This window comes from Variovorax paradoxus (assembly GCF_040544635.1).
In the GTDB taxonomy this organism is placed as follows: Bacteria; Pseudomonadota; Gammaproteobacteria; order Burkholderiales; family Burkholderiaceae_C; genus Variovorax; species Variovorax paradoxus_R.
Genome location: NZ_JBEPKJ010000005.1, coordinates 165,210 through 191,740, shown reverse-complemented (window position 1 = coordinate 191,740; position 26,531 = coordinate 165,210). Strand labels below are relative to the sequence as shown.

Here is a 26,531-nt window from a genome sequence, read left to right as displayed (position 1 = left end):
CCGGCTGAAATCACCGTCCGACGGTCAGCAGCTCACGAATTTCAAAGAGTTCGCGACGCAGGTGCAGCAATTGCGATGGATCGATCATGCGGGCCCCACTGCCGGAAGAACCGGGATCGTCCTCGTGAACGGCCGCATCGAATTCTTCCTGATCGATCTCCATGGCCTCCATGCCCTCGAGCGGCACCATGCCTGCCTTGCGGCGGTCGCGCTCGCCTTGCACGAGTTCCTGGAGCTTGTTGCGCGCACCGCTGATGGTAAAGCCCTGGTCGTAGAGCAGGTCTCGAATGCGGCGGATCATGAGCACCTCGTGGTGCTGGTAGTAGCGCCGGTTGCCGCGCCGCTTCATGGGCCGCAGTTGGGTGAACTCCTGCTCCCAGTAACGCAGCACGTGCGGCTTGACGCCGCAAAGCTCGCCGACCTCACCGATAGTGAAGTAGCGTTTGACAGGAATCGGCGGGAGCGCTTTCTCCATTATTTCCATTGAAATCAAGACCGTGCGCGGGAAACCTTAGAGATTACTCTACGCACCCGCGCAGCGCCAAGCACTATTCGGCGCCCAGGCTCCACTCGACCTCGGGAGTACCGTTTTGCTCGATGCTTCCGTGAATCTGTTCCTTCAGCTTGGCGCTTGCATGAAAGGTGGCCACGCGGCGCTCGCCGATCGGAATGGCTTCGCCGGTGCGCGGATTGCGGCCCGGACGGGGCGCCTTCACACGAATCTGAAAATTGCCGAAGCCGGAAATCTTGACGTCCGCGCCTTCGATCAGGCTGTTGGCAATCAGGTCGAAAAAGGCCTCGACCATGTCCTTGGATTCGCGCTTGTTCAGGCCGATCTGTTCGAACAGCAGGTCGGCCAGATGCGCCTTCGTGAGTGCGGGCGTTTCGAGGGCTTCGAGCGTGAATTCCGCAGCGTTCATTCTCATCAACCTCTCAGGCGTGCGCCGAGTTTGGCGCTCAGTTGTTCGACGATGGCGCGCACGGCGGGTTCCACCTGCTCGTCCGTCAGCGTGGCGCTGTCGTCCTGGAAGCTCAGGCGAACCGCCATGCTTTTCTCCCCTTGCGCCAGACCGCCCGATGCCGGCACGGTACCGTCGCGCGCAGGTTGCGGGCGATAGATGTCGAACAGCGTGGCGTCGCGCAGGAGCCCCTGGGCCGCTGCCGCCGAATGAATGGTCTGCATCAATGCATTGTGCGTGACGGCTTCGGCCACGACCACGGCAATGTCGCGCTCGACGGCTTGATGCTTGGGCACCGGCTGCGGCAGGGGCACGGGGCGCGCGGCCACGGCGTCGAGGTCGAGTTCGAAAACCACCGGTGCCAGGGCGAAGTCCCACTTCTGGCGCCAGCGCGGATGCAGTTCGCCGACAAAGCCAATGGCCTTGCCGTCGATCAGCACGCGCGCGGAGCGGCCGGGGTGCAGGGCCGGATGCTCGGCCGCCTCGAAGCTCGGCACCAGGGGTGCGAGCAGCGCTTCGACGTCGCCCTTGGCATCGTAGAAATCGACGCGGTGCGCCTTGCCATCCCAGCGTGCTTCTTCCGCGTCGCCCCAGGCGAGGCCGGCCACGCGCATCGGCTGGTTGACGCCACGCACGGTGCTGTCGGTGGTGGCCACGCTGTCGTCACGCATGAACACGCGGCCCAACTCGAACACACGCACACGGGGAGCCTTGCGGTCGAGATTGAACTTGAGCACCTGCAGCAGCGAGCCGATCAGCGACGAGCGCATCACGCTCATCTGGCTGGCGATGGGGTTCAGCAGCTTGACGGGGTTGGCATTGCCGGCGAGGTCTTGCTCCCAATGCGCTTCCACGAAGCTGAAGTTGATGGTTTCCTGGTAGCCGAGCGCCGCGATGCTGCGGCGTACCGCGAAGCGGCTGCGCTGCGCCTCGGGCCGCACACGTGCCGTGATAGGCGCCAGCGGCGCCGTGGTCGGCAGGTTGTTGAAGCCGATGAGACGCGCGACCTCTTCGATGAGGTCTTCTTCGATCAGCAGGTCGAAGCGGTGCGGCGGCGGCGTGACGGTCAATGTGCCCTCGCCTTCGCCGAGGGCAAAGCCGAGGCGGCGCAGCGCATCGGCGCACTGCGCCTGCGAGAGCGGCATGCCGATGACACGCGAGGCACGCGCCACGCGCAGCGTGACGGGCATGGCCTCGGGCACGTTCAGGATCTTGTCGTCCATGGCACCGGCCTGGCCGCCGCAGATCTCGACGATGAGTTGCGTGATGCGCTCGATGATCTCCACCGTACGGCTCGGATCGACACCCCGCTCGTAGCGGTGCCCGGCATCGGTCGAGAAGTTGAAGCGGCGCGAGCGGCCCTGAACGGCCTCGGGCCACCAGAACGCGGCCTCGACGTAGATGTTGCGCGTGTCGTCGGACACCGAGGTGGCATCTCCGCCCATGATGCCGGCGAGCGACTCGACCGCCTGGTCATCGGCAATCACGCCGACCTTGTCGTCGACGCCGATCGTGTTGCCGTTCAGCAGCTTGAGTTGCTCGCCCGCCTTGCCCCAGCGCACCGTGAGGCCGCCGTGGATCTTGTCGAGGTCGAAGATGTGGCTGGGCTGGCCGTACTCGAACATGACGTAGTTCGAGATGTCGACCAGCGGCGTCACGCTGCGCTGGCCGCAGCGCGCGAGGCGCTCGACCATCCAGGCCGGCGTGGCAACCTTGGTGTTCACGCCGCGCACGATGCGGCCCGAGAAACGGCCGCAGAGTTCGGGCGCCTCCACCTTCACCGGCAGCACGTCGGCAAACGATGCGGCCACCGGCGGGATGGCGGGCGTCTTGAGCGGTGCGCCTGTCAGCGCTGCAAGCTCGCGGGCAACGCCGTAGACGCTCAGGCCGTGCGCCAGGTTGGGCGTGAGCTTGAGGGTGAGCAGCGCGTCGTCGAGCTTGAGCACGTCGCGCACGTCGGCGCCAATGGGTGCGTCTGCATCGAGTTCGAGCAGGCCGCCGTGGTCTTCGCTCAACTTGAGCTCGCGGGCCGAGCACAGCATGCCCTGGCTCTCGACGCCGCGCAGCTTGCCGACCTTGATGAGAAAGGGCTTGCCGTCTTCACCCGGCGGCAGTTCGGCACCAACCAGCGCGCACGGCACCTTGATGCCAACGCGCGCATTGGGTGCACCGCACACGATGTTGAGCAAGGCGCCCTGCCCCACATCGACTTGGCACACACGCAAGCGATCGGCGTCGGGGTGCTGCACGGCTTCCTTGATTTCGCCGACCACGATGCGGCTGAAGGGCGGCGCCACGGGGCGGCGCTCTTCGACCTCGAAGCCGCCCATGGTGAGCGTTTCGGCCAGCTCGGCGCTGCCGAGGGGCGGATTGCAGAACTCGCGCAGCCAGGATTCCGGGAATTGCATCTCTTCGATCTCGTATTCGGTTTTTCTAGGTTTGAACTGGGGACGTCACTGGAACTGCGAGAGAAAGCGCAAGTCGCCGTCGAAGAACAGCCGCAAATCGTTCACGCCGTAGCGCAGCATCGTGAGCCGGTCGGGGCCCATGCCGAAGGCAAAGCCGATGTAGCGCTCGGGGTCGAGGCCCATGTTGCGCACCACGTTCGGATGCACCTGGCCCGAACCCGCGACTTCGAGCCAGCGGCCGGCCAGCGGGCCGCTCGCAAACTGGATGTCGATTTCGGCGCTCGGCTCGGTGAACGGAAAGAAGCTCGGGCGGAAGCGCAGCACCAGGTCGTCGCTTTCGAAGAAGGTGCGGCAGAAGTCGGTAAAAACGACCTTCAGGTCCTTGAAGCTCACGTTCTCCCCGAGCCACAGGCCTTCGCACTGGTGGAACATGGGCGAGTGCGTGGCGTCGCTGTCGACGCGGTAGGTGCGGCCCGGCGCAATCACGCGGATCTCGGGCGCCTTGACGATGCCGGAGGTGTCGGCTGCCGCGGCGGCAAACTCGGCCGCGTACTTCTTGATGTGTTGATGCGCATAACGCACCTGCATCGGGCTGGTGTGCGGACGCAGGTTGTACGGAATGCCGTCGTCGCCGTTCAGGTCGACGTAGAAGGTGTCCTGCATCGAGCGCGCCGGATGGTTCGGCGGGTTGTTGAGCGAGGTGAAGCTGTGCCAGTCGCTCTCGATTTCGGGGCCATCGGCCACGTCGAAGCCCATGCTCGAGAAGATCTCTTCGATGCGCTCCAGGGTCCGGCTCACCGGATGCAACCCACCCGGGATGCGGCGGCGGCCCGGCAGGCTCACGTCGAGGGCCTCGGCGCGCAGTTGCAGCGAAAGCTCTTCATCGGCCAGCTGCTGGCGGCGCTCGGTGAGCGAGGACTCGATGGCCTGCTTGGCCACGTTGATCGCGGCGCCGCGCGACTTCTTCTCGTCGACGCTGAGGGCGGCCATGCCCTTCATCAGCTCGGTGATGCGGCCCGACTTGCCGAGGAACTGCGCCTTGGCGTTCTCGAGTTCGGCGGGCGTTTTCGCCTCGGCGAAGGCAACGCGTGCGGTGTCGACCAGTGAGTCCAACTCGTTCATAGCAGCAAAAAATAGGCGGGGAAATAAAAAAAGAGCTGGAGCCTTTTCAAGCGCCAGCCCTTGTGTCGTGAGCGCAGGAAGCTGCCACGAAGACAGCCGCCCTGCTGTACAGGATCAAGCAGCCAGCTTGGCCTTGACCTGCTCCACGATGCCGGCAAAAGCGGCCTTGTCGTGCACTGCGATGTCCGCAAGCATCTTGCGGTCGATCTCGATTCCGGCCTTGCGGATGCCGTTTGCGAACTGGCTGTAGGTCAGGCCCAGTTCACGCGAGGCGGCGTTGATACGCGCGATCCACAGTTGACGGAAAACGCGCTTCTTGGTGCGGCGGTCACGGTAGGCATATTGCCCAGCCTTCATTACCGCCTGCTTGGCGACACGGAAGACATTACCGCGGCGACCACGGAAACCCTTGGCGAGTGCGAGAACTTTCTTGTGGCGGGCGCGAGCCGTTACACCACGTTTGACGCGAGGCATGTGTGTACTCCTTGTTCGTCTGAGTTAAATGCCACGGCCGGGCAGCATGGCGGCGACAGAAACCATGTTGGTCTCATGCACTGCGACTGCACCACGGAGGTGACGCTTGTTCTTGGTGGTCTTCTTGGTCAAGATGTGACGTTTGAAGGCTTGACCGCGCTTGACGGTGCCACCGGGACGAACGCGGAAACGTTTTTTCGCGCTGCTCTTGGTCTTCATTTTGGGCATATGAATGCTCCTTTAGTTTGTGCTCGTGAGGCGCCGCGGATACTCCACGGACTTGTTGGCCCCGAGACACTTCTTTATTTCGCCCCTGCCGGCACTTCTTTCGAAGCGCCCTCAAAGGCGAAATTCTTTAAAACCCTGCTGTCACTCAGCCGGCCTTTTCAGGCTGCTGCAGGCGCCGACGTTTCCGACGACGCTGGCTTGGCGGTACCGCCGCCCGGCTTCTTGCGGCCCGGCGCGATCATCATGATCATCTGCCGGCCTTCGAGCTTCGGGAACTGCTCGACGACGATCAGGTCGCCCAGCTCATCGCGAATGCGCTGCAGCAAAGCCAGACCGAGCTCCTGGTGCGTGATCTCGCGGCCGCGAAAGCGCAGCGTGATCTTGCATTTGTCGCCCTCTTCAAGAAAACGCCGGATATTGCGCATCTTGATGTTGTAGTCGCCATCGTCGGTACCGGGCCGGAACTTGATTTCCTTGACCTCGATGACCTTCTGCTTCGACTTCGCCTCGGCCGCCTTCTTCTGCTCGTGGTACTTGAACTTGCCGTACTCGATCAGACGGCACACCGGCGGATTGGCCGCGGCAACGACCTCTACCAGATCCACGTCAGCCTCACCGGCGAGGCGCAAGGCCTCGGAGAGACTCATAACACCCAATGGCTCGTTTTCCGGGCCTACAAGGCGGACTTCCGGGGCCATGATTTCCCGGTTCAGGCGGTGTTGGCGTTCCTCGCGGTGGCGGCGGTCGCGAAATGCAGTAGCGATGGTCAGAATCCTTCAAAAGTTGCTACAAAATCTGTAGCAGAAGCCGGGTCAGTCCTCGCGGACAAGCGGCATGAATTGGTCAAGAAGCACAGATGAGGATGCTTCCGGGACAAATCAACGCTTGTCAGCAATATCCTGATTGAGCCGTCGTACGAACGACTCGAGGGACATTGCACCGAGGTCTTGATTGCCTCGGGCGCGCACTGCGACGGCACCAGCTTCCTTCTCTTTGTCGCCTACGACAAGGATGTAGGGAAGCTTTTGCAACGAATGCTTCCGTATTTTATACGTAATCTTCTCGTTGTGCAGGTCAAGCTGAACCCTAAGCCCTTGATTCTGCAGCGTTTTCGCCACTGAAGCGGCGTAATCGGCCTGTCCTTCGCTGATATTGAGCACCGCCACCTGCACCGGAGCAAGCCACGCAGGCAGCGCGCCGGCGTGGTGTTCGATCAGCATGCCGATGAAACGCTCCAGGCTGCCGACGATGGCGCGGTGCAGCATCACGGGGTGGGCGCGGCCGCTCGATTCCGTCACGTATTCGCCGCCCAGGCGCTCGGCCGTATTGAAGTCGACTTGCATCGTGCCGCACTGCCACTGGCGGCCCAGCGCATCCTTCAGCGTGTATTCGATCTTGGGGCCGTAGAAGGCGCCATCGCCGGGCGAGATGATGAAATCGACGCCCGAACGGCGCAGCGCCTCCATCACCGCGTGCTCGGCCTTGTCCCACAGCTCGTCGGAGCCCACACGATTGTCGGGCCGCGTGGCCACCTTGTAGAGGATGTCCGTGAAGCCGAAGTCGGCATACACCTTCTGCAGCTGCTCCGTGTACGCAATGCACTCGTCGAGGATCTGGTCTTCCGTGCAGAAGATGTGGCCGTCGTCCTGCGTGAAGCCGCGCACGCGCATGATGCCGTGCAGCGCGCCGCTGGGTTCGTTGCGGTGGCACTGGCCGAACTCGCCGTAGCGCAGCGGCAGGTCGCGGTAGCTGCGCAGGTCGCTCTTGAAGATGAGCACGTGGCCAGGGCAGTTCATCGGCTTGAGCGCGTACTCGCGCTTTTCCGATTCCGTCGTGAACATGTTGTCGCGGTAGTTCTGCCAGTGGCCCGTTTTCTCCCACAGGCTCTTGTCGAGAATCTGCGGACCCTTCACTTCCCAGTAGCCCGTGTCGCGGTAGATGCCGCGCATGTACTGCTCCACCGCCTGCCACAGGGCCCAGCCCTTGGGGTGCCAGAACACCACGCCCGGCGCCACTTCGTCGATGTGGAACAGGTCGAGTTCCTTGCCCAGCTTGCGGTGGTCGCGCTTCTCGGCTTCCTCGATGCGCTGGATGTACTGGTCCAGCTGCTTCTTGTCGGCCCAGGCCGTGCCGTAGACGCGCTGCAGCTGCTCGTTCTTGGCGTCGCCGCGCCAGTAGGCGCCGGCCAGCTTCGTGAGCTTGAAGACCTTCAGGAAGCGCGTGTTCGGCACGTGCGGGCCGCGGCACATGTCGACGTATTCCTGGTGGTAGTAGAGGCCCATGGCCTGCTCGTCGGGCATATCCTCGACGAGGCGCAGCTTGTAGTCTTCGCCGCGCGACTTGAAAACCTCGATGACTTCGGCGCGCGGCGTCATCTTCTTGACCACGTCGTAGTCCTGCGCAATCAGCTCGCGCATGCGCGCCTCGATGGCGGCCATGTCTTCGGGCGTGAACGGGCGCTCGTACGAAATGTCGTAATAAAAGCCCTCCTCGATCACCGGCCCGATGACCATCTTGGCCGTCGGATACAGCTGCTTCACGGCGTGGCCGACCAGGTGGGCCGTCGAGTGGCGGATGATCTCCAGGCCCTCGTCGTCCTTGGGCGTGATGATCTGCAGCTTGGCGTCGCGGTCGATGACGTCGCTGGCATCGACGAGCTTGCCGTCGACCTTGCCGGCCACCGTCATCTTGGCGAGCCCCGGTCCGATGGACTGGGCAACTTCGGCCACCGAAACCGGGCCGGGGAACTCGCGGCGCGAGTTGTCGGGAAGCGTGATCTGAATCATGGAAAAACCTCGGGCGGAAAAACAAAAAGCGCGGTGACTGGCCGCGCTTTGCTTGGTTCGAGAGCTGGAAGAAACCAGCGAGCGCGGGCTACCGGCCCTTTCCTTCGAAGACGAAGAAAAAGCCGCTGAATCCTTGCGGAGTAGTTCGCGGTGTCATAACCAAGGTGCCTTTCTCGCTCTTGTTGGGTGCAGAGAGTCGCGATTCTATCCGCTGCCCGTGCAGGCCATCGGCTGCCGGGTTTTGCGGCTCCCTGCAAAAAAAAGCCCGGCGCTCGGCCGGGCTCGAAGGTGACAGCGAATCGTCTGTATCGGCGATCAGGAGGTCAGTGGAACTGCTCTTCTTCGGTCGAGCCGGTCAGCGCCGTGACGCTGGACTTGCCGCCCTGAATGACCGTGGTCACTTCGTCGAAGTAACCCGTACCCACTTCCTGCTGGTGCGAGACGAAGGTATAGCCGCGGTCGCGTGCCGCGAATTCGGGCTCCTGCACCTTCTCGACGTAAGCCGACATGCCGCGTTGCACGTAGTCTTGCGCCAGGTCGAACATGTTGAACCACATCGAGTGAATGCCGGCCAGCGTGATGAACTGGTACTTGTAGCCCATGGCGCCCAGTTCCTTCTGGAACTTGGCAATGGTCGCGTCGTCGAGGTTCTTCTTCCAGTTGAACGACGGCGAGCAGTTGTAGGCCAGCATCTTGCCCGGGTGCACCTTGTGCACGGCCTCGGCGAACTTGCGGGCGAACTCCAGGTCGGGCGTGCCGGTTTCGCACCACACCAGGTCGGCGTAGTACGCGTAGGCAACGGCGCGGCTGATGGCTTGGTCCATGCCTTTCTTCGTCTTGTAGAAGCCTTCGGCGGTGCGCTCGCCCGTCAGGAAGGGCTTGTCGTTCTCGTCGTAGTCGCTGGTGATGAGGTCGGCCGCTTCCGCATCGGTGCGGGCAATCACGAGCGTGGGCGTGCCGCAAACGTCGGCCGCCATGCGTGCGGCAACCAGCTTCTGCACGGCCTCGGTGGTGGGCACGAGCACCTTGCCGCCCATGTGGCCGCACTTCTTGACCGAGGCCAGCTGGTCTTCGAAATGCACGCCGCCGGCACCGGCCTTGATCATGGCCTTCATCAGTTCGAAGCCGTTCAGCACGCCGCCAAAGCCGGCTTCCGCATCAGCCACGATGGGCGCGAAGTAGTCGACATAGCCCTTGTCGCCGGGGTTCACGTTCTTCGACCACTGGATTTCGTCCGCGCGGCGGAAGGTGTTGTTGATGCGCTCGACCACGGTCGGCACCGAATCCACCGGGTACAGCGACTGGTCCGGGTACATCGCCGAGTAAGTGTTGGCGTCCGCGGCAACCTGCCAGCCCGAGAGGTAGATGGCCTTCACGCCGGCCTTCACCTGCTGCATGGCCTGGCCGCCCGTGAGCGCGCCGAGGCAGTTGACGTAGGGCTCGTTGTTCACCAGTTCCCAGAGCTTCTCGGCACCGCGGCGTGCCAGCGTGTGCTCGATGGGGAACGAGCCGCGAAGGCGCACGACGTCAGCGGCACTGTAGCCGCGCTTGATGCCCTTCCAGCGGGGATTGGTGGCCCATTCTTTCTCGAGGGCGGCAATTTGCTGTTCGCGGCTCAATTGTTCGGTGAGGGTCTGGGGCATGGTCACTCCGTGAGGTTGATTGAAGGTTGGGCGCTGTGGCCGTGGAGTTACTTTAAGCCCAAGCAGCACTCTTATGTCTTATAGAAGACATATTTTTATCTCAACAAAATCAATCACTTGTCTTCATATTTCTCAATGCAAAATTATTTTTCTCATATTGAGAAAAAATATTGCGGCGCAGCAGCGTCGATTTTCGCAATGTGCAATGAATCTTTCAGCAGTGAAAACGGTGGGGCAAAACAAGCTCACCGGGCGGCGGCATGCGCAATCCAGTCGCCGCTGCCGATCACTGCGCGCCCTCCGATCCGCGCCGGATGGATTTCATAGACCAGGCATTCGAACCGCTGCGCACCGGCATCCACCGCCACCTGGCGCTTGATGTATTCGCCGGAGCCGTCGTCGGCCACTTCTTCGAGCACGTCGAGTGCGGCCTCCACTTCGGGCTCGATGCGGTAGATCTCGCCCACGATTCGCCCTTTTCCGTCCAGCACCAAGCCGGGATAGGCACCCAGGTCGTACAGCGTGCCCGCGATGACGGCATCGGCCACATGGAATGGCTCGGGCTGGAAACGCGCGATGTCATTGCGCCCGCCGCGACGCAGCGTGCCATAGACAAACACATGGCGCGGAGCGCGCGCGCCCTGCAGGGCATCGAATTTCATCGATTGCGGCATCATTGAATCCATCGTCCCAACAAACCGTCCAGTCTATTGAACACCGCCGTCCCCGCCTCCAGCCGCCTCGTTGCCTACGGCTGCCTGGCCTTGAGCATGTCGCTCGTCGGCAGTTATGTCGCCCTCTCCAAACCGTTGGTGGCCGTCTTCCCGGTGCTGCTGCTTGCATGGCTGCGCTTCGGCATCGCGGCGCTGGCCATGCCGCACTGGCTGCGGCGTGCATCGGATGAGCCGCCCATGAGCGGTCACACACGCGGCCTGGTCTTTCTGGAATCGTTTCTCGGCAATTTCCTGTTCTCGATCTGCATGCTGTTCGGCGTGAGCCTGACGAGTGCGGTGTCGGCCGGCGTGATCATGGCGTCCATTCCCGCAGCCGTGGCCGTCGCGAGCTGGCTCTTCCTGCGCGAGCGCATCACGGTGCGCATCGGCCTTGCCATCGGTTGTGCCGCGCTCGGCATCGGCCTGCTCGCACTCACGCCGGCGCATGCACCGGCCGCGAACGACGGCGCTGCGCCGCCATCGATGCCCTGGCTCGGCAACCTGCTCGTGTTCTGCGCGGTGCTTTGCGAAACAGCCTATGCGGTGATCGGCAAATCGCTCACCGGCCGTCTCGGCCCCAAGCGGATCTCGTCGCTCATCAACCTCTGGGGCTTCGTGCTGTCGATGCCCTTCGGCATCTGGTTCGCACTGCAGTTCGATTTTTCGGCCGTGCGCTTCGGCACCTGGGCCTTGCTCGTGGTCTATGCGCTTGCCGCAAGCATCTGGACCGTGTGGCTCTGGATGACCGGCCTGCGCCATGTGCCCGCTGCACAGGCCGGTGTTTTCGCCGTGATGCTGCCCGTGAGCGCGGCCCTCGTGGGCGTGCTGGTGCTCGGCGAAAGCCTCTCCGCAGCACAGTTGTTTGCATTCGCGCTTGCGCTCATTGGTGTGGTGCTGGCGACCTGGCCTGGACGCAGAAGCTGAAAACCACGGGTTCTCCCCTCTGAAAAAACAACAACTCCCAATGAAAAAACCGCTTTTTCCCTTGGAAACGCGTTTTTTCTCCTTTAGCATCCGCAATGCCACTGGAGACGCAAGTTTTTCATTGGTGACTGTTCAACCAAAAAAGGAAATCAACCATGGCAACTGCAAAGAAGGCTCCGGCCAAGAAAGCTCCGGCAAAGAAGGCCGCTCCCGCAAAGAAGGCTGCGGCTCCTGCGAAGAAGGCCGCACCGGCCAAGAAGGCTGCTCCCGCAAAGAAGGCTGCTCCTGCGAAGAAGGCTGCACCGGCGAAGAAGGCTCCTGCAAAGAAGGCCGCTCCCGCCAAGAAGCGCACGCCCAACGCCGCGTTCATGAAGGCCCTGACCCCCAGCCCGGCACTCGCCGCTGTTGTGGGCTCGACGCCTCTGCCGCGCACCGCAGTCGTGAGCAAGCTGTGGGATTACATCAAGAAGAACAACCTTCAAGACAAGGCCAACAAGCGCAACATCAACGCCGACGCCAAGCTGAAGGAAATCTTCGGCAAGCCGCAAGTGTCGATGTTCGAACTGGCCGCGCTGATCGGCAAGCACGTCAAGTAAGCGCTCGGGTACTGCGCGTTCATCGCGCTCCCGAATCAAAAGGCCGGCACATGCCGGCTTTTTTTTTGCTAGCGTCGAACCCAACTGCAAACGTCTCCGGAACTATGCGCGCCTGCTCTCAATGTCCCCAATGCCTTGCGCTAATTCACCAAATGGTTAAATTCGCGCCATGAAGGCCTCCAAGGATTCCTCACCCGAAACGATCGAGCCGCGTTCGCGCGACGCCGACCGCTCGCAACTCGCGATTCTTGCGTCGGCGCGCGATGAGTTTGCCCAGCGGGGCCTGGCCGGCGCACGCATGGACAGCATCGCCGCGCGTGCGGGCCTGAACAAGCGCCTCATCTACTACTACTTCGGCAGCAAGGACGACCTGTTCCTGGCGGTGCTCGAGCGCACCTACGCCGACATCCGCGAGGCCGAGCAACAGCTGCACCTGGACGAAATCGACCCGGTCGAAGCCATTCGCCAGCTGGTCTCGTTCACCTGGCACTACTACCTCGAGCATCCCGAGTTCATCACGCTGCTCAACAGCGAGAACCTGCATTGCGCCGCGCACCTCAAGCGCTCCGAGCGCATCCAGGAAATGAACTCGCCGCTGGTGCAACTGCTCGACACCGTGCTGGAGCGCGGCAAGCGCGACAAGCTGTTCCGTGCCGGCGTCGACCCGGTGCAGCTCTACATCTCGATCGCCTCGCTCTGCTACTTCTACCTTTCGAACAACCACACGCTCTCGGCAGTCTTCGGCCGCGACCTGCGCGCGCCCAAGGCGATGGCGCAGCGCCTCTCGCACATGACCGACCTCGTGCTGGGCTACGTGCTGCACTGAGCCTTCGGGCGCCCTTCCTGCATCTCCGGGTATTTACCAATCAGCAGCGGTTGCGCTGCGGCGACAGCCTTTCTAAAATTGCTAATTCACTTACTGGTGAATTAATCGATCAAGACAAGGCGGCCCGACCGCACGGAGACAACCATGAAGCAACTTGTACGCACCACTGCACTCGCCACGCTCGCCTGCCTCGCCGCCTTGATGCCGGGCCTGGCCTCGGCGCAGAACGGGTACCCCAACAAACCCATTCGCGTGATCGTGCCGTTCGCGGCCGGCAGCACCACCGACATCATTGCGCGCGCCATCGCCGACAAGATGGGCCAGAGCATGGGCCAGACACTGGTCGTGGACAACCGCGGCGGCGCCAGCGGCACGATCGGCCAGCAGGCCGTGGCCACGGCCGCACCGGACGGCTACACGATCATGATTCACTCGTCGTCGCACACGGTGAGCCCATCCACCTTCGCAAAGCTGCCGTTCGACACGGTGAACGACTTCGCCGCCGTCACGCCCATCTCGTCGCTGCCCAATGCGCTGGTGATCTCGCCGTCGAAGAACATCAAGACGCTGCAGGAGCTGGTCGCGGCAGCCAAGGCCAAGCCGGGCACCATCAACTTCGCCTCGGCGGGCCAGGGCAGCGCCACCCACCTCAACGCCGAGAAGTTCAAGCTGGCCGCGAAGATCGACGCCACCAACATCCCGTTCAAGGGATCGGCCGAGGCCGTGACCGAAGTGCTGTCGGGCCGCGTCGACTATTACTTCTCGCCCATCGCCCCCGTGATCGGCCAGATCAAGGACGGCCAGTTGCTCGCACTGGCGGTCGGATCGCCCAAGCGCGCCGCCGCCCTACCCGACGTGCCGACCACCACCGAGGCCGGAGTACCCGGCTCCGAGTTCAACTTCTGGATCGGCATGATGGCGCCCGCCAAGACACCGCGCGACATCGTCAACCGGCTGCACGACGAGGTGGCGAAAGCGCTGGCTTCGCCCGAGGTCAAGGAACGCTTCCTGAAGCTCGGCGCCGACGCCTGGACGCTCAAGCCCGAGCAGTTCGACGCCTACATCAAAGACGAAATCAAGACCAACGCAACGCTGGTCAAGGCCGCCGGGCTGACGCCGGCGCAGTAATCCGCCCTCTCCTTTTCTCCCTCTCTCCAACTCTTTTTCGGCTGAAGACATGGCTACACAACGACTCGGAATCATCATGCACGGCGTCACCGGACGCATGGGCATGAACCAGCATCTGATCCGCTCGATCTGCGCAATCCGCGCGCAGGGCGGCGTCACGCTGTCGAACGGCGACAAGGTCATGCCCGACCCCATCCTCATCGGCCGCAACGCCGAGAAGATGGAAGCGCTCGCCAAGACGCACAACATCGCGCGCTGGGGCACCGACCTGGACAAGGCGCTGGCCAACAAGGAAGACACCATCTTCTTCGACGCCGGCACCACGCAGATGCGCCCCACGCTGCTGGCCAAGGCCATCCGCGCCGGCAAGCACGTGTACTGCGAGAAGCCGATTGCCACCAACCTCAATGAAGCCGTCGAGATCGCGCGGCTCGCCGAAGGCTCGGGCCTGAAGCACGGCGCGGTGCAGGACAAGCTCTTCCTGCCCGGCCTGCGCAAGCTCGACATGCTGCGCCGCGCCGGCTTCTTCGGCCGCATGCTCAGCGTGCGCCTGGAGTTCGGCTACTGGGTGTTCGAAGGCGACCTGCAGCCAATTCAACGCCCGAGCTGGAACTACCGCAAGGAAGACGGCGGCGGCATGATCCTGGACATGATGTGCCACTGGCGCTATGTGCTGGACAACCTGTTCGGCGAAGTAAAGTCGGTGTCGTGCCTCGGCGTCACCCACATCCCCAAGCGCTGGGACGAAGCCGGCAAGCCGTATGAAGCCACCGCCGACGACGCGGCCTACGCCACCTGCGAGCTCACCGGCCACAACGGCGAACCCGTCATCGCGCAGATCAACATGAGTTGGGCGACGCGCGTGCGCCGCGACGACCTCGTGACCTTCCACGTCGACGGCACCGATGGCTCAGCGGTGGCGGGCCTGTCGAGCTGCCGCGCCCAGTCGCGCGTGGCCACGCCGCGCCCGGTGTGGAATCCGGACGAAAAGCAGATGATGAATTTCTTCGACCAGTGGCAGGAAATTCCCGATTCGCAGGCGTACGACAACGGCTTCAAGATCCAGTGGGAACACTTCATTCGCCACGTGGTCGAGAACGAGCCCTACAAGTGGACGCTGCCTGAAGGCGCCAAGGGCGTGCAGCTGGTCGAGGCCGCGCTCGAGTCGTGGAAGGAACGCCGCTGGGTCGACGTGCCTGCGCTGAAGGTCTGAGGCAGGCAGCATGGCACTTTCGCTGACCCTTCCCACCGCGAGCGGCTCGCTCGCACCGTACGCCCTGCGCGGCACCGCGCCGGTCAAGCCCGAAGCGGGCGTCAAGTTCAACCGCATCGCCTATTCGGCCGCACACGTGGTGGCCGATCCGCTCGCCGCAGTGGATCCGTGGCTGCAGGCCGCCGTTGACTGGGACGCGACCATCGCCTACCGGCACCACCTGTTCTCGCTGGGCCTGGGCGTGGCCGAGGCCATGGACACGGCGCAGCGCGGCATGGGCCTGGATTGGCCGACATCGCTCGAACTGATTCGCCGTTCGCTCGATGCGGCGAAGGACGTTCCCGGCGCGCTGGTGGCCTCGGGCTGCGGCACCGACCACCTGAACATCGACGACGTGAAGAGCGTCGACGACGTGATCCGCGGTTATGAAGAGCAGATGGCCGCCATCGAGGCGCTCGGCGGCAAGCTCATCGTCATGGCCAGCCGCGCACTCGCCCGCGTGGCTAAGAGCCCGGCCGACTATGAGCGCGTGTACGACCGCATCCTGAGCCAGGCCAAACAGCCGGTGGTGTTGCACTGGCTGGGAGACATGTTCGACCCCGCGCTAGCGGGCTACTGGGGCAGCAAGGACGCCGATGCGGCCATGGACACGGCCCTCGCCGTGATCGCGGCGCATCCGCACAAGGTGGACGGCATCAAGATTTCGCTGCTCGACAAAGACAAGGAAATCGCGATGCGCCGCCGCCTGCCGGCAGGTGTTCGCATGTATACCGGCGACGACTTCAACTACGCCGAGCTGATTGCCGGTGACGGTTTCGGCAGCGAGCCGACACACGGCAAGAGCGACGCGCTGCTGGGAATTTTCGATGCAATTGCACCCGCCGCGAGTGCGGCGCTGGGTGCGTTGGCGCAAGGCAACACCGAGAAGTTCCACGCGATCCTGGGTCCCACGGTGCCGCTGTCGCGCCACATCTTTGCGGCGCCCACGCGCTTCTACAAGACCGGCGTGGTGTTCATGGCCTGGCTCAACGGCCACCAGAAGCACTTCACGATGGTGGGCGGCCAGCAGAGCACGCGCTCGCTGCAGCACTTTGCCGAGCTGTTTCGCCTGGCCGATGCGGCCAACCTGCTGGAGCAGCCCGAGCTGGCGGTGCGGCGCATGAAGACGCTGCTGGCCCTGCACGGCGTGGAAGGCTGAGCGAACCCATGCGCGATTTCTCGCAGAACCACGACTGGCTGTCGATCAACACGGCGACCATCCGCAAGCAGATGGGCGCCGAGGTGCCGCTGGACCGCATCATCGACCAGTGCGCCGAACGCGGCATCCGCGCGATCAGTCCCTGGCGCGATCAAGTGGCTGCCGTCGGGCTCGACAAGATCGCGAAGCAGTTGAAGGCGCACGGCATCGGCCTCTCGGGCTACTGCCGGGGCGGCTTCTTTCCGGCGCCCGATGCAGCAGGCCTGAAGGCCGCGCTGGACGACAACCGCCGCGCCATCGACGAGGCCAAGACGTTGAATGCGCCCTGCCTGGTTCTGGTGGTCGGCGCGCTGCCCGGCGCGCTCGACGGCCAGGCGGCCTACAAGGACATCGGCCGTGCGCGCGGTGAAGTGCGCGACGGCATCGCAGCCTCGCTGGAGTACGCCCGCGAAGTCGGCATGCCGCTTGCCATCGAACCACTGCACCCCATGCAAGCGGCCGACCGCGCCTGCATCAACACGCTCGAACATGCGCTCGACATTTGCGACGAGCTCGATGCAGGCAGGAGCGGCATGCTCGGCGTGGCGCTGGACATCTATCACGTGTGGTGGGATCCGAAGCTGCAGCAGCAGATCGCCCGTGCCGGCCGCGAGCGCCTGCTGGCGTATCACGTGTGCGACTGGCTCACGCCTACGCGGGACCTGCTCTCCGATCGCGGAATGATGGGCGACGGCGTGGTGGAACTCAAGAAGATTCGCGGCTGGGTCGAAGACGCTGGCTTCGCGGGCTTCAGCGAGGTCGAGATCTTCTCGAACCTCGACTGGTGGCAGCGGAGCGGTGACGAAACGCTCGACGTGTGTATCGAGCGGCATAAGCACGCTGTCTGAGCCTGTGGTCGTATTCGGGGCTGTTGTTCAGGGCGCGTGCAAAGGCCACCGGGTACTCCCCTCCGCGAATGTCCCCCGCCTTCGGCCTCCTCCTTTATTTCGCTGCGGGGAGCACCCGATGCCCTGTGCACTTGGACTCGCTCTCGGTGAACCGCCGATCAACGACCGCTCTGCCCAACGCTCCCGTCGATGGGGTGCCTTGCGCAGCGAAATAAAGGAGGAGGCCGCAGGCCGGGGGACATTCGCGGAGCAAGGTACCCCGTCGGCGGGTGCGCGCCCTGAAGAACAGCAGCGCCAAAAAAGAACGCTCCACTTTGTGCTGCAATTCGCCCCATGGCTACCCCGAACCTCGACGACCTGCGCCGCTATGCGGTGGCGCGCACCCTCTTCAGGCCGACGACGCTGCCCGGCGCGATCCGTCAACTCGGCTTCGTTCAAGCCGACCCGATCCGCGCACCCGCGCGCGCACAAGACCTGACGCTGCGCCACCGTGTGAAGGACTATCGCGCGGGCGATCTCGAAAGCCGCTACACGCGGCTTGCCGTCGAAGAAGACTGCCTCGTCAACTACGGCTTCCTGCCGCGTGAGCATCTGGCGCTGATGCATCCGCGTGAAGCCAAGCGGCCCTGGGATGCGGACACTCGCCGCAAGGCCGCCGACGTTCTGGCCTTTGTGCGCGAACGCGGACCGGTGCATCCGCGCGAAGTCGAACAGCACTTTGCGCACGGCAGCGTGAAGAACTATTGGGGCGGCTCGAGCAATGCGACGACGCGGCTGCTCGACGGACTGCACTACCGCGGCATGCTGCGCGTGGTGCGGCGCGACGGCGGTACGCGCGTCTACGAGGCTGTCACGCATGCGCCCGCCGATGAAAGTCCCGCCGGCCGCGCCCAGCGCGCCGCCGCACTCATCGACCTGGTCGTGCGCAAGTACGCACCGCTGCCGGCTGCGAGCCTGACGTATCTCGTGCGGCTGCTCGGCTACGGCGCCCCGCATCTCTCGGCGCAGACGCAGGCCGCGCTGCGCCTCGCCCGTGAAGAGCTTGCAAGCTGCCGCATCGACGGCACCACCTGGTACTGGCCGGCCGACGAAAACCCGGCCTCGCGCCGCCATGCACCAGACGACAAGGTGCGCCTGCTCGCGCCCTTCGACCCCGCGGTGTGGGACCGCCGCCGCTTCGACCTGCTGTGGGGGTGGGCATACAAGTTCGAGGCCTACACGCCGGCGCCGAAGCGACAGTTCGGCTACTACGCGCTGCCAATGCTGTGGCACGACCACGTGATCGGCTGGTCCAACGTCACCGCACCCGAAGGCCGCTTGCAGCCCGCATTCGGCTACGTCGACCGCAAGCCGCGCAATGGGGCGTTCAGCGCGGCGCTCGACGACGAACTGCAGCACATGACGCAGTTCCTCGCAAAGCGCTGAGCCGCCCCGCATCCCCGCGCGCGACGAGACGAGACGAGAATCCCCGCGCCGCGGAAGGTCTGGCGCGCGGGCGACAACCTGCGCCGCCGCCCGCTCCTAGAATCGCCCCGTCGTCCGGCATGCCGGACGGCAAGCGTTCTCAGGGCGGGGCGAAATTCCCCACCGGCGGTAATGGCGGCTTCTTCGAAAGAGGAGCCGCACGAGCCCGCGAGCGCCCGCGGCCTGCAACAAGCAGGCTGCGGGGTCAGCAGATTTCGGTGCAATTCCGAAGCCGACGGTCACAGTCCGGATGAAAGAGAGCGCGAAATGCGGGCCGGCCCGCGCGCCATTGCAATCTCTTGCAATGGCGCGGTCTGGCTTGTGGTTTCGTGCGCCCTGATTCAGGAAACCTGCTTTCAAGAGGCACACCATGAGTCAGATCAACGACCTTCCCCTTTCCGCCGTCAACGCGTCGGGCAATCCGCGCGGCGAGCGCATCGCCTTTGTCGAGGCGCAGTGGCACTCCGACATCGTCCACCAGGCACGCGATGCCTTCCTTGCCGAAATGGGACGGCTCGGTGTGCCGCGCGACCTCATCGACGTGTTCGATGTGCCGGGCGCATTCGAGATCCCGCTGCATGCCAAGCGGCTCGCCAACTCGGGCAAATACGCCGCCATCGTGGGCTGCGCGCTGGTGGTGGATGGCGGCATCTACCGCCATGAGTTCGTAGCCAGTACCGTGGTCAGCACGCTGATGTCGCTGCAGCTTGAAACCGACGTGCCGATTTTCTCGGCCGTGCTCACGCCGCACCATTTCCATGAGCATGTGGAGCACCGCAAGTACTTCCATCGCCACTTCGCCGTGAAGGGCACCGAAGTGGCCGAAGCCTGCGTGAAGACGCTCGAAGGCCTGAAGAAGGTCGACGCGCTGCTGGCCACCGCGTGACAACCGGCACGCGGCTGCAGTAATCTGGGCGGATGACCTCTTCATCCGCCTCTTCGAACGACCGCTACACCCTCTACGGTGCGCCCGGTTCGGGCGCCACGCCCGTTCATGCGGCACTGACGCTGATCGGCGCGCAGGTCGACACTGTCGACGTCTCTCCCTGGGAGGGAGAGGCCGAGCGCGAGCGCGTATCGGGCATCAACCCGATGCGCCAGGTGCCCGCACTCGTGCTGCCTTCGGGCGAGGTGATGACCGAGAGCGCGGCCATCCTGATCTGGCTTGGCGATCGGTATCCGGAGGCCGGGCTCTGCCCCGCGCCCGGCGATCCGCTGCGCGCACGCTACCTGCGCTGGATGGTCTACCTGCCGGCAGCCATCTACTCGCTGTACTGGGTACGCGACGATCCCACGCGCCTCACGCCCGACCCCGCAGCGCAGGCCGTGATGCTCGAACGCTCGGCAGAGCGCATTGCGCATTGCTGGCACCTGATGGACACGCAGATCGACGAACCCGCGCCCTACCTGCTCGGCGAGAAGATCAGCATGCTCGACCTCTACGTGACCGTGCTGTCGCGCTGGACGCCGCATCGAAAACGCTTCTACCGCGTAGCGCCGCGCATGGCCCAGGTGGTGCGGCGCGTGGACGCCGATCCCCGGCTGGCCGAATTCTGGGCCGCGCGCTTTCCTTTCTCGTTGGACCCGCAGGTGCAGAAAGAATGATGACCCGATGACCGCACGTACTCCGACCACCGCGTATCCGATGACCATCTTCCACAAGCCCAACTGCAGCACCTCGCGCAACGTGCTGGGCTTGATCCGCGAGAGTGGCGTCGAGCCCGAGATCGTTCTCTATCTGGAGACTCCGCCGTCGAAGAAGAAGCTGCGCGAGTTGGCAAAAGCCATGGGCATGGGCGCGCGCGACCTGCTGCGCACGAAGGAAGCACCCTACGAAGAGTTGGAGCTGGCCGATCCGAAGTGGAGCGACGACCAGCTGCTCGACTTCATCATTGCCAACCCCATCCTGCTGCAGCGGCCCATCGTGGTTTCCCCGCGCGGCACGCTGATGTGCCGGCCCTGGGAGCGCGTGCGCGAGATCCTGCCCACCGCGTAGGGACGGAGGCAGGCGGCTCAGCCGCGCTGCAACAACGCAGGCACGCCCGAGGCCAGCATCGCCACGCCCGAGGCTGTCAGCAGCCCCAGCACCAGCTTGCGGAACGCCGCCTCGCTGATGCCGATGTAGAGCCGCGCGCCCAGCAGCACCGCGACGGCCAGCGCCACCAGCCCCAGCAGCGGCACCATCGAGCGGCCGATGCTGCCGCTCGCCAGGTGGATTGCAAACGCCACCAGCAGCATCGAGAGGTTGAAGTTCTGGATCACCGCGCGCTGCGTGTCGCGCTGGAAGCCGCGCAAGGTGCACCAGAGCGTGGGAATGGTGCCCGAGAAGCCGCCGATGCCCGCCATGGCGCCGCCGATGCACCCGGCGATGCCATCGGCAATTCGTCCGCCAAAGGTCACCTTTGGCAGGTGTTGCGACATCAGCATGGCAGGACACCACAGCACCAGCAGCACGCCAAGGCAAACCTTGAAAAGCACAAGATCGAGGTGCGGCAACAGCCACACGCCGAAAGGCACACCGACCAGCCCGCCGAGCACGAAGGGCCACAGCACATGCCTGTCGAAAGCGCGGCGCACCGTGACCGCCGCAATCACCTGGCCGGTGAGCGCGCCGAACAGCGAAAGCACGGCGGCCAGTTGCGGCTCCAGGGTCCAGGCCCAGACCGACATCGCCACCAGGCCAAACGCAAAGCCAGAGAGGCCCTGCACAAAGCCCGCCAGCACGGCGCCGGCGATCACATACACATACAAGGCCTGCATGCGGCCGATGATATCGGCGGCATGCGGGCCACCGCCCTGGCGGCCGCCCGGAACGTCAGGCCGAGGCCGGCATCAGCGCCGTGCGGCGCACCTTCGTCACGTTGAAGGCGCTGGCAATCAGCACGCCCTGCACCAGCGCAAGGCCGACGATCACGCTCGTGTACTGGGCATGGTCCATGAGCCGACCGAACACCAGCGGCGCCAGCGCCTGGCCGATGTCCAAGCCCGCATACACCACGCCGTAGACGCGCCCCGTGGCGTTGGGCGGCGTCGAGCGCTTGACCAGCAGGTCGCGCGAAGGCCCGGCCACGCCGGACACGAAACCCATGACGCCGAACAGCACCGGCACCAGCACCGGCGGAAACTGCGCAAAGGCCAACACCAGCGCCACGGCCGCCGCAATGCCGAAGCCGGTGCCCACGATGCGCTCGCAGCGCGAGGGATCGGAAGCGAGAAAGCCGCCCGCCACCATGCCGGCCGCGCTCGCGACCATGTAGACCGTGAGGCAGACCGCCACCAGTGCCACGGGCACGGCGTGCAGATGACCTGCCGCCACCGGCGCGAAGGTCTGCACCACGCTGATCACGACGGCATACAGGAAGAAGAAACCGAAGCACATCCATACGGCCGGAATGCGCAGGAAGTCGAACTCGCCGCCGATGGGTGCGGGCTCGCCGTGGCCGGTGGCTTTTTGCACCGCCTTCACATCGAGCGACAGCACGCTGCGGTAAACCCAGAGCACCAGCAGCACCACAATGGCCAGCGCACCCGCCGACGCCAGCGCCACCCGCCACGAATAGGCCATGGCAATCGGCACCACGAAGGCCGGCGCCAGCGCCCAGCCCAGGCTGCCCGTGATGCCGTGCACGCTGTAGGCATGGCCGAGCCGCGTCGGCGCGACCTTGCGGTTGAAGAGCGTGTAGTCGACCGGATGGAACACACCGTTGCCGATGCCGCCCACGATCGCGCACGCCAGCAGCATCCAGTAGCTCTGCGCCATGGCATAGCCGAAAGCCGCCAGCGCCAGCGCACCCAACCCCACGAAGAGCACCGGGCGCGGACCGAGCTTGTCGACGATGAAGCCCGAGGCCGCCTGCACGATGCACGAAACCACGAAGAACACCGTCAGCACCGCGCCAAGCTCGGTGTAGCTCACGTTGAAGGCGTCCTTCAGCCAGGGGAACAGCGGCGCCAGGATCAGTTGGCTGAAGTGGCTGATGGCATGGGCCAGGCCGACCAGGCCGATCAGCTGGGCATCGCTGCGCAGGTTGGTGGATGGGGTGGCTGTCGGGGAGGAAGAGGAAGACATGGATTGCTACAAAAAAACCAGGCAGGCACCGATGCTATGCCCGCAGGTCGCGGCAGAATGGCGATACAGCGACAACATTTGTCGAAACCATGCCAAGCGCCGTTTCCCCCTCTTTTTCGTCCGATGCCGGGCGCACCCGCACCGCCAAGCCGCGCGGCCCAAACGTGGCGCCGGTCACCAGCGTGGCCTCGCTCACGCCGCACCTCTACGCACCCGACGCCGTGCGGCCGCTGCGCGCCAAAGAACATTTCCTGAGCGCAGACACCTTCGTCGAACTGCACCAGCACCCCTGGCCGCAGCTCACCTTCTCGACCCGCGGCGTGATCCGGCTCAGCACGCAGGACGGCAGCTATATCGTGCCGCCCTCGCGTGCGGTCTGGGTGCCGGCAAACATGCCGCACAGCATCATGCTGATCGAAGATGCCGAGCTGCGCACCGTGTACCTGCATGCCTGGCTCGGCCCGCCATGGGAAAAGTGCGAGGTGCTCGAAATCAGCCCGTTGCTGCGTGCGCTGATGCTCGCGCTCGACACCACGCCCGACGGCCTGCCGCCGACCGACCCGCATGCGCCGCAGCGCGAACGCATGATCGCTCCGCTGCTGGTCGACGAGCTGGAGCGCGCCACACAGATCCGCATCGATGTGCCGCTTCCCACCGACAAGCGGCTGCGCCAGCTCTGCGAAGCGCTGCTGCGCAACCCGGCCGACCGCGCCACGCTGGCCGAGCGCGCCGCCGCCATCGGCGCCAGCGAGCGCACCGTGGCGCGGCTCTTTCGCGACCAGCTCGGCATGAGCTGGCAGCAGTGGCGGCAGCAGGCCGTGATGGCGCACGCGCTGCCGCTGCTGGCGCGCGGCATGGCGGTGAGCCAGGTGGCGGCGGCCAGCGGCTATGCCACCGACAGCGCGTTCTGCGCCATGTTCAAAGCGGCCACCGGGCGCTCGCCGACCTCGTTCCAGCACCGGAAGCGATCCGCCGCACTCGCCTGAATCGCCGGAATCAGGTCGTGCCGTCACGGCGCTCTGGCAAGATCGGCGGGCCGAAGAAACCATCACGGACCATCCCGACCGACCTGCTGACCTGCTCATGGCGCCCATTCCCCGATCGCATCGCCCCCAGACCTGGACCGCAGACATCGGCGAGCGCATCCGCTCCCTGTTCTGGCTCAAGGCGATCGGCACCACGGCCTTTACCTGGCTTTTCTTCATCGGCTACTTCCATCTGCTGCGCAACCCGGCGTACCCGGTCGCGGTGATGCCGCTCACGGCGCTGGACCATCTGATTCCGTTCCAGCCCTACACGCTGGGCGCCTACCTCTCGCTCTGGTTCTACGTCGGCGTTGCGCCCGGGTTGCAACTGGGCTTTCGTGAACTGGTGGTCTACGGGCTGTGGATCGGCGCGCTGTGCCTCACGGGCCTGGGCCTCTTCTATTTCTGGCCCACGCAGATACCGCCGCTCACCATCGACGTATCAGGCTACCCGGGCTTTGCAATGCTGCAGGGCGTGGATGCCGCCGGCAACGCTTGCCCTTCCATGCACGTGGCCGTGGCCATCTTCACGGCCATACGCCTCGCCCACGTGCTGCGCGAGGCGCGCACGCCCGTCTTTCTGCGCCTTGCCAACTGGCTCTGGTTTGCCGCCATTGCCTACTCGACGCTGGCCGTCAAGCAGCACGTGGTGCTCGACGCAGTGGCTGGCGCGTTGCTGGGAACGGCCTTTGCACTCCCCTCTTTGCGCTGGCGGCCAGCGTACCGGAACCGGCCGAATACTTTGGTGGGAGCGGATATCATTGGCCATCACTGACCCACACGCCGAGCGAGGAAGGGGTCGATCCCATGGAGCACCCTGAGGGGTGGCGATCGATCAGCGGCCGGCACACGACAACAGGCATCGCACGATGAGTTCGCTGAAGGAATTGCAGGACCTGATCCACGAGAAATACGGTATCGAACCGTCGAAGCTCGACCCCGACGCATCGATGCGCGAAACCGGCGGACTCGACTCGCTCGCATTGGCCGAGTTCCTGTTTGCCATCGAAGACCACTTCGGCATCACCATGCCCGACGACGACGCGAACATTGACACGCTGGGCGAACTGGCGTTGCTCGTCGACAAGGTCAGGGCCGCGAAGGCAGCGTGAACCACGAGGTCTGTGTCACCGGCCTCGGCGTCATGGCGCCGCACGGCGGCGAGCCCGATGCGCTGTTCCAGGCGCTGCAGGGTGGCCAATCGGCCATCCGCCCGATCTTTCCCGACCTGCCCAAACCGGCCGCCGCGGCCACCGTGGCTTTCGACGAAACACGCTGGTTCACCAAGCTGCAGCTCGCCGGCGTCGACCGGGTCAGCCAGCTCGCGGTAGCGGCCGCCGACCTCGCACTGCAAGATGCGGGCTTCGACCGTGCAGACGCCGATCCCGAGCGCATCGGTGTCTACGCCGGTTGCGGCATGGGCGGCGCCGCGGCGCTCGAGGCGGCCTACCGCGGCGGCACGCGCGTGCCGCCGCTCACCATTCCGGCCTTCATGCCCAACGCACCCGCAGCCCATGTGGCCATGCGCAACGGCGTGCAAGGCCCGGTGCTCACCTATTCGGTCGCCTGCGCCTCGTCGTCGGTGGCCATTGCCGAAGCCGCCAAGGCCATTCAGCGCGGTGAAGTCGACCTGGCCATTGCCGGCGGCAGCGAGGCACTCATCGTGCCGGGCGTGGTGCTGGCGTGGCAGGCCATGCAGACGCTGGCCACCTTCCAGCCCGGCGAAGCGGCCGGCGCGGTGCGGCCGTTCGCGGCCGACCGCACCGGATTCGCTCTCGGCGAAGGGGCCGCGTTCATCGTGCTCGAATCGGCCGAGCGCGCCCGCCGGCGCGGCGCTCGCAGCTATGCCACGCTCGCAGGCTGGGGCCTCAGCAGCGACGCCACGCACCTCACCAAACCCGACGCGCCCGGGCAGGCCCGCGCATTGCGCGCCGCCCTGCGCCAGGCCGGCCTGCACCCGCGCGACGTGGGCTACTGCAACGCGCATGGCACGGCCACGCGCATCGGCGACGTGGTCGAACGCAATGCGCTCGCGGAAGTCTGGGGCGACGATCTCGAGCTGCTGCGCGTCAGCTCGACCAAGGCGCTGCACGGTCACATGCTGGGCGCGGCGGGCGCCATCGAGGCGCTCATCACGGTGCTGGCATTGCACCGCCGCGCACTGCCGCCCAATGCCAACTGCCACGAGATCGATCCGGCCTGCAGCCTGAATCTCGTGACGCAGAACGACACCAGTGCGCCGGCGCTCGAAGCTGCCGTGAGCAACTCCTTCGCCTTCGGCGGCACGAATTCGGTGCTGCTCTTCCGTCGCTCGTGAGTCGCGGTTCCATCGGGGTATGCTGACGATGGAATCCTCATTCACATCTACAGGCGGGAGCACGTCATGCATGTTCGTTCCACACTGATTTCCATCGTGCTGGTCGCAGCCAGCGTCTCGGCCTCGGCCCAGTCCGACCTGCTCGGCAAGCTCAAGGACCAGGCCGGTTCGTCGCTCGGCGAGAACCTCGGCTTCAAGATGCCCGCGATCGGCTCCAGCACGATCGGCAGTGCAGCCGGCGTGCTTCAGTACTGCGTCAAGAACAATTACCTCGGCGGCGATGCGGCCTCGGTGAAAGACAAGCTTCTTGCCAAGGTCACCGGCCAGAAGCAGCAGGAAAAGAACTTCGAAAGCGGCGCAAAGGGTCTGCTGAAAGGCGGCGACGGCAAAACGCTCAACCTCAAGATCCTGTCGTCGAAGATGAAGGAAAAGGCTTGCGACTACGTGCTGAAAAACGCCACGTCGCTGATCTGACAACGCTCCTGCACGTCACCCCGCGCGACGCACCGCGCATGTTGTGCTCTCCCGCTTCCCCGTGCGCCAGTAACGAT

The 26,531-nt window shown here is 64.7% G+C and carries 28 protein-coding genes and 1 riboswitch; of the genes, 16 read left to right on the top strand and 12 right to left on the bottom strand.

What is annotated here, in order from left to right:
• Positions 1 to 10 precede the first annotated feature (10 nt).
• From ABIC94_RS10475 to ABIC94_RS10430, 10 genes are all read right to left on the bottom strand, one after another.
• A complete protein-coding gene (locus tag ABIC94_RS10475) occupies positions 11 to 475 on the bottom strand; it encodes a MerR family transcriptional regulator (RefSeq protein WP_354372944.1) in 465 nt (154 codons plus the stop codon).
• Positions 476 to 548: 73 nt separating this feature from the next.
• The gene (locus ABIC94_RS10470) at positions 549 to 920 is read right to left on the bottom strand and encodes an integration host factor subunit alpha (protein ID WP_354372943.1); all 372 of its coding nucleotides are present in this window, start codon (positions 918 to 920) and stop codon (positions 549 to 551) included.
• Positions 921 to 925: 5 nt separating this feature from the next.
• The gene (gene pheT, locus ABIC94_RS10465; protein WP_354372942.1) at positions 926 to 3,367 is read right to left on the bottom strand and encodes a phenylalanine--tRNA ligase subunit beta; all 2,442 of its coding nucleotides are present in this window, start codon (positions 3,365 to 3,367) and stop codon (positions 926 to 928) included.
• 45 nt (positions 3,368 to 3,412) lie between these two features.
• The gene (gene pheS, locus ABIC94_RS10460; protein ID WP_354372941.1) at positions 3,413 to 4,489 is read right to left on the bottom strand and encodes a phenylalanine--tRNA ligase subunit alpha; all 1,077 of its coding nucleotides are present in this window, start codon (positions 4,487 to 4,489) and stop codon (positions 3,413 to 3,415) included.
• 114 nt (positions 4,490 to 4,603) lie between these two features.
• Positions 4,604 to 4,963, bottom strand: a complete 360-nt coding sequence (gene rplT, locus ABIC94_RS10455) for a 50S ribosomal protein L20 (RefSeq protein WP_007832499.1) — start codon at positions 4,961 to 4,963, stop codon at positions 4,604 to 4,606.
• A gap of 24 nt (positions 4,964 to 4,987) precedes the next feature.
• On the bottom strand, positions 4,988 to 5,191 hold the full coding sequence (rpmI, locus tag ABIC94_RS10450) for a 50S ribosomal protein L35 (RefSeq protein WP_007832497.1): 204 nt from the start codon (positions 5,189 to 5,191) through the stop codon (positions 4,988 to 4,990).
• 158 nt (positions 5,192 to 5,349) lie between these two features.
• The gene (gene infC / locus ABIC94_RS10445; protein WP_354373154.1) at positions 5,350 to 5,964 is read right to left on the bottom strand and encodes a translation initiation factor IF-3; all 615 of its coding nucleotides are present in this window, start codon (positions 5,962 to 5,964) and stop codon (positions 5,350 to 5,352) included.
• A gap of 105 nt (positions 5,965 to 6,069) precedes the next feature.
• A complete protein-coding gene (gene thrS, locus ABIC94_RS10440; protein WP_354372940.1) occupies positions 6,070 to 7,977 on the bottom strand; it encodes a threonine--tRNA ligase in 1,908 nt (635 codons plus the stop codon).
• Positions 7,978 to 8,300: 323 nt separating this feature from the next.
• Positions 8,301 to 9,620, bottom strand: a complete 1,320-nt coding sequence (gene aceA, locus ABIC94_RS10435) for an isocitrate lyase (RefSeq protein ID WP_055804720.1) — start codon at positions 9,618 to 9,620, stop codon at positions 8,301 to 8,303.
• A 245-nt stretch (positions 9,621 to 9,865) separates the two neighbouring features.
• Entirely contained in the window at positions 9,866 to 10,282 is a 417-nt protein-coding gene (locus ABIC94_RS10430) for a gamma-glutamylcyclotransferase family protein (protein WP_354372939.1), read from the bottom strand.
• A gap of 48 nt (positions 10,283 to 10,330) precedes the next feature.
• Between ABIC94_RS10430 and ABIC94_RS10425 the strand changes: the two genes are divergently transcribed.
• From ABIC94_RS10425 to arsC, 11 genes are all read left to right on the top strand, one after another.
• The gene (locus tag ABIC94_RS10425) at positions 10,331 to 11,257 is read left to right on the top strand and encodes a DMT family transporter (protein WP_354372938.1); all 927 of its coding nucleotides are present in this window, start codon (positions 10,331 to 10,333) and stop codon (positions 11,255 to 11,257) included.
• Positions 11,258 to 11,412: 155 nt separating this feature from the next.
• On the top strand, positions 11,413 to 11,853 hold the full coding sequence (locus ABIC94_RS10420; RefSeq protein WP_019653319.1) for an SWIB/MDM2 domain-containing protein: 441 nt from the start codon (positions 11,413 to 11,415) through the stop codon (positions 11,851 to 11,853).
• A 169-nt stretch (positions 11,854 to 12,022) separates the two neighbouring features.
• Positions 12,023 to 12,679: a TetR/AcrR family transcriptional regulator gene (locus tag ABIC94_RS10415; protein ID WP_354372937.1), complete on the top strand. Its 657-nt coding sequence runs from the start codon at positions 12,023 to 12,025 to the stop codon at positions 12,677 to 12,679.
• 144 nt (positions 12,680 to 12,823) lie between these two features.
• Entirely contained in the window at positions 12,824 to 13,807 is a 984-nt protein-coding gene (locus ABIC94_RS10410; protein WP_354372936.1) for a tripartite tricarboxylate transporter substrate binding protein, read from the top strand.
• Between the two features lie 49 nt (positions 13,808 to 13,856).
• Positions 13,857 to 15,020: a Gfo/Idh/MocA family protein gene (locus ABIC94_RS10405; RefSeq protein ID WP_354372935.1), complete on the top strand. Its 1,164-nt coding sequence runs from the start codon at positions 13,857 to 13,859 to the stop codon at positions 15,018 to 15,020.
• 10 nt (positions 15,021 to 15,030) lie between these two features.
• On the top strand, positions 15,031 to 16,218 hold the full coding sequence (locus ABIC94_RS10400; protein WP_354372934.1) for a dihydrodipicolinate synthase family protein: 1,188 nt from the start codon (positions 15,031 to 15,033) through the stop codon (positions 16,216 to 16,218).
• Positions 16,219 to 16,226: 8 nt separating this feature from the next.
• A complete protein-coding gene (locus ABIC94_RS10395) occupies positions 16,227 to 17,105 on the top strand; it encodes a sugar phosphate isomerase/epimerase family protein (protein ID WP_354372933.1) in 879 nt (292 codons plus the stop codon).
• Between the two features lie 333 nt (positions 17,106 to 17,438).
• The gene (locus ABIC94_RS10390) at positions 17,439 to 18,530 is read left to right on the top strand and encodes a DNA glycosylase AlkZ-like family protein (protein ID WP_354372932.1); all 1,092 of its coding nucleotides are present in this window, start codon (positions 17,439 to 17,441) and stop codon (positions 18,528 to 18,530) included.
• A gap of 131 nt (positions 18,531 to 18,661) precedes the next feature.
• Positions 18,662 to 18,835, top strand: a riboswitch (FMN riboswitch).
• Positions 18,836 to 18,939: 104 nt separating this feature from the next.
• Positions 18,940 to 19,455: a 6,7-dimethyl-8-ribityllumazine synthase gene (locus ABIC94_RS10385; RefSeq protein ID WP_354372931.1), complete on the top strand. Its 516-nt coding sequence runs from the start codon at positions 18,940 to 18,942 to the stop codon at positions 19,453 to 19,455.
• Between the two features lie 32 nt (positions 19,456 to 19,487).
• Positions 19,488 to 20,174 carry a glutathione S-transferase family protein gene (locus tag ABIC94_RS10380; RefSeq protein ID WP_354372930.1) on the top strand — a complete coding sequence of 229 codons (687 nt, stop codon included), beginning with the start codon at positions 19,488 to 19,490 and terminating at the stop codon, positions 20,172 to 20,174.
• A gap of 7 nt (positions 20,175 to 20,181) precedes the next feature.
• Positions 20,182 to 20,565, top strand: a complete 384-nt coding sequence (gene arsC, locus ABIC94_RS10375) for an arsenate reductase (glutaredoxin) (RefSeq protein WP_354372929.1) — start codon at positions 20,182 to 20,184, stop codon at positions 20,563 to 20,565.
• A 17-nt stretch (positions 20,566 to 20,582) separates the two neighbouring features.
• On the opposite strand, the gene ABIC94_RS10370 is transcribed toward arsC, so the two are convergent.
• Together ABIC94_RS10370 and ABIC94_RS10365 are read right to left on the bottom strand one after the other, a co-directional pair.
• Positions 20,583 to 21,329 (bottom strand): sulfite exporter TauE/SafE family protein, encoded by a 747-nt coding sequence (locus ABIC94_RS10370; protein ID WP_354372928.1) that lies wholly within the window; start codon positions 21,327 to 21,329, stop codon positions 20,583 to 20,585.
• A 55-nt stretch (positions 21,330 to 21,384) separates the two neighbouring features.
• A complete protein-coding gene (locus tag ABIC94_RS10365) occupies positions 21,385 to 22,638 on the bottom strand; it encodes an MFS transporter (protein WP_354372927.1) in 1,254 nt (417 codons plus the stop codon).
• An 89-nt stretch (positions 22,639 to 22,727) separates the two neighbouring features.
• Between ABIC94_RS10365 and ABIC94_RS10360 the strand changes: the two genes are divergently transcribed.
• From ABIC94_RS10360 to ABIC94_RS10340, 5 genes are all read left to right on the top strand, one after another.
• Positions 22,728 to 23,624, top strand: a complete 897-nt coding sequence (locus ABIC94_RS10360) for an AraC family transcriptional regulator (RefSeq protein ID WP_354372926.1) — start codon at positions 22,728 to 22,730, stop codon at positions 23,622 to 23,624.
• A gap of 97 nt (positions 23,625 to 23,721) precedes the next feature.
• The gene (locus ABIC94_RS10355; protein WP_354372925.1) at positions 23,722 to 24,438 is read left to right on the top strand and encodes a phosphatase PAP2 family protein; all 717 of its coding nucleotides are present in this window, start codon (positions 23,722 to 23,724) and stop codon (positions 24,436 to 24,438) included.
• 94 nt (positions 24,439 to 24,532) lie between these two features.
• On the top strand, positions 24,533 to 24,775 hold the full coding sequence (locus ABIC94_RS10350; RefSeq protein WP_354372924.1) for an acyl carrier protein: 243 nt from the start codon (positions 24,533 to 24,535) through the stop codon (positions 24,773 to 24,775).
• Positions 24,772 to 25,980 carry a beta-ketoacyl-[acyl-carrier-protein] synthase family protein gene (locus ABIC94_RS10345; protein WP_354372923.1) on the top strand — a complete coding sequence of 403 codons (1,209 nt, stop codon included), beginning with the start codon at positions 24,772 to 24,774 and terminating at the stop codon, positions 25,978 to 25,980. The genes ABIC94_RS10350 and ABIC94_RS10345 overlap by 4 nt, the downstream gene beginning before the upstream one ends.
• Before the next feature lie 66 nt (positions 25,981 to 26,046).
• A complete protein-coding gene (locus tag ABIC94_RS10340; protein WP_354372922.1) occupies positions 26,047 to 26,454 on the top strand; it encodes a DUF2501 domain-containing protein in 408 nt (135 codons plus the stop codon).
• The last annotated feature ends 77 nt before the right edge of the window (positions 26,455 to 26,531 follow it).

What these genes read in the sequence shown, in the direction of transcription:
- ABIC94_RS10475 (WP_354372944.1), bottom strand. Translation starts at nt 475, where the DNA reads ATGGAGAAAGCGCTCCCGCCGATTCCTGTCAAACGCTACTTCACTATC.
- ABIC94_RS10470 (WP_354372943.1), bottom strand. Translation starts at nt 920, where the DNA reads ATGAACGCTGCGGAATTCACGCTCGAAGCCCTCGAAACGCCCGCACTC.
- pheT (WP_354372942.1), bottom strand. Translation starts at nt 3,367, where the DNA reads ATGCAATTCCCGGAATCCTGGCTGCGCGAGTTCTGCAATCCGCCCCTC.
- pheS (WP_354372941.1), bottom strand. Translation starts at nt 4,489, where the DNA reads ATGAACGAGTTGGACTCACTGGTCGACACCGCACGCGTTGCCTTCGCC.
- rplT (WP_007832499.1), bottom strand. Translation starts at nt 4,963, where the DNA reads ATGCCTCGCGTCAAACGTGGTGTAACGGCTCGCGCCCGCCACAAGAAA.
- rpmI (WP_007832497.1), bottom strand. Translation starts at nt 5,191, where the DNA reads ATGCCCAAAATGAAGACCAAGAGCAGCGCGAAAAAACGTTTCCGCGTT.
- thrS (WP_354372940.1), bottom strand. Translation starts at nt 7,977, where the DNA reads ATGATTCAGATCACGCTTCCCGACAACTCGCGCCGCGAGTTCCCCGGC.
- aceA (WP_055804720.1), bottom strand. Translation starts at nt 9,620, where the DNA reads ATGCCCCAGACCCTCACCGAACAATTGAGCCGCGAACAGCAAATTGCC.
- ABIC94_RS10430 (WP_354372939.1), bottom strand. Translation starts at nt 10,282, where the DNA reads ATGAAATTCGATGCCCTGCAGGGCGCGCGCGCTCCGCGCCATGTGTTT.
- ABIC94_RS10420 (WP_019653319.1), top strand. Translation starts at nt 11,413, where the DNA reads ATGGCAACTGCAAAGAAGGCTCCGGCCAAGAAAGCTCCGGCAAAGAAG.
- ABIC94_RS10415 (WP_354372937.1), top strand. Translation starts at nt 12,023, where the DNA reads ATGAAGGCCTCCAAGGATTCCTCACCCGAAACGATCGAGCCGCGTTCG.
- ABIC94_RS10410 (WP_354372936.1), top strand. Translation starts at nt 12,824, where the DNA reads ATGAAGCAACTTGTACGCACCACTGCACTCGCCACGCTCGCCTGCCTC.
- ABIC94_RS10405 (WP_354372935.1), top strand. Translation starts at nt 13,857, where the DNA reads ATGGCTACACAACGACTCGGAATCATCATGCACGGCGTCACCGGACGC.
- ABIC94_RS10400 (WP_354372934.1), top strand. Translation starts at nt 15,031, where the DNA reads ATGGCACTTTCGCTGACCCTTCCCACCGCGAGCGGCTCGCTCGCACCG.
- ABIC94_RS10395 (WP_354372933.1), top strand. Translation starts at nt 16,227, where the DNA reads ATGCGCGATTTCTCGCAGAACCACGACTGGCTGTCGATCAACACGGCG.
- ABIC94_RS10390 (WP_354372932.1), top strand. Translation starts at nt 17,439, where the DNA reads ATGGCTACCCCGAACCTCGACGACCTGCGCCGCTATGCGGTGGCGCGC.
- ABIC94_RS10385 (WP_354372931.1), top strand. Translation starts at nt 18,940, where the DNA reads ATGAGTCAGATCAACGACCTTCCCCTTTCCGCCGTCAACGCGTCGGGC.
- ABIC94_RS10380 (WP_354372930.1), top strand. Translation starts at nt 19,488, where the DNA reads ATGACCTCTTCATCCGCCTCTTCGAACGACCGCTACACCCTCTACGGT.
- arsC (WP_354372929.1), top strand. Translation starts at nt 20,182, where the DNA reads ATGACCGCACGTACTCCGACCACCGCGTATCCGATGACCATCTTCCAC.
- ABIC94_RS10370 (WP_354372928.1), bottom strand. Translation starts at nt 21,329, where the DNA reads ATGCAGGCCTTGTATGTGTATGTGATCGCCGGCGCCGTGCTGGCGGGC.
- ABIC94_RS10365 (WP_354372927.1), bottom strand. Translation starts at nt 22,638, where the DNA reads ATGTCTTCCTCTTCCTCCCCGACAGCCACCCCATCCACCAACCTGCGC.
- ABIC94_RS10360 (WP_354372926.1), top strand. Translation starts at nt 22,728, where the DNA reads ATGCCAAGCGCCGTTTCCCCCTCTTTTTCGTCCGATGCCGGGCGCACC.
- ABIC94_RS10355 (WP_354372925.1), top strand. Translation starts at nt 23,722, where the DNA reads ATGGCGCCCATTCCCCGATCGCATCGCCCCCAGACCTGGACCGCAGAC.
- ABIC94_RS10350 (WP_354372924.1), top strand. Translation starts at nt 24,533, where the DNA reads ATGAGTTCGCTGAAGGAATTGCAGGACCTGATCCACGAGAAATACGGT.
- ABIC94_RS10340 (WP_354372922.1), top strand. Translation starts at nt 26,047, where the DNA reads ATGCATGTTCGTTCCACACTGATTTCCATCGTGCTGGTCGCAGCCAGC.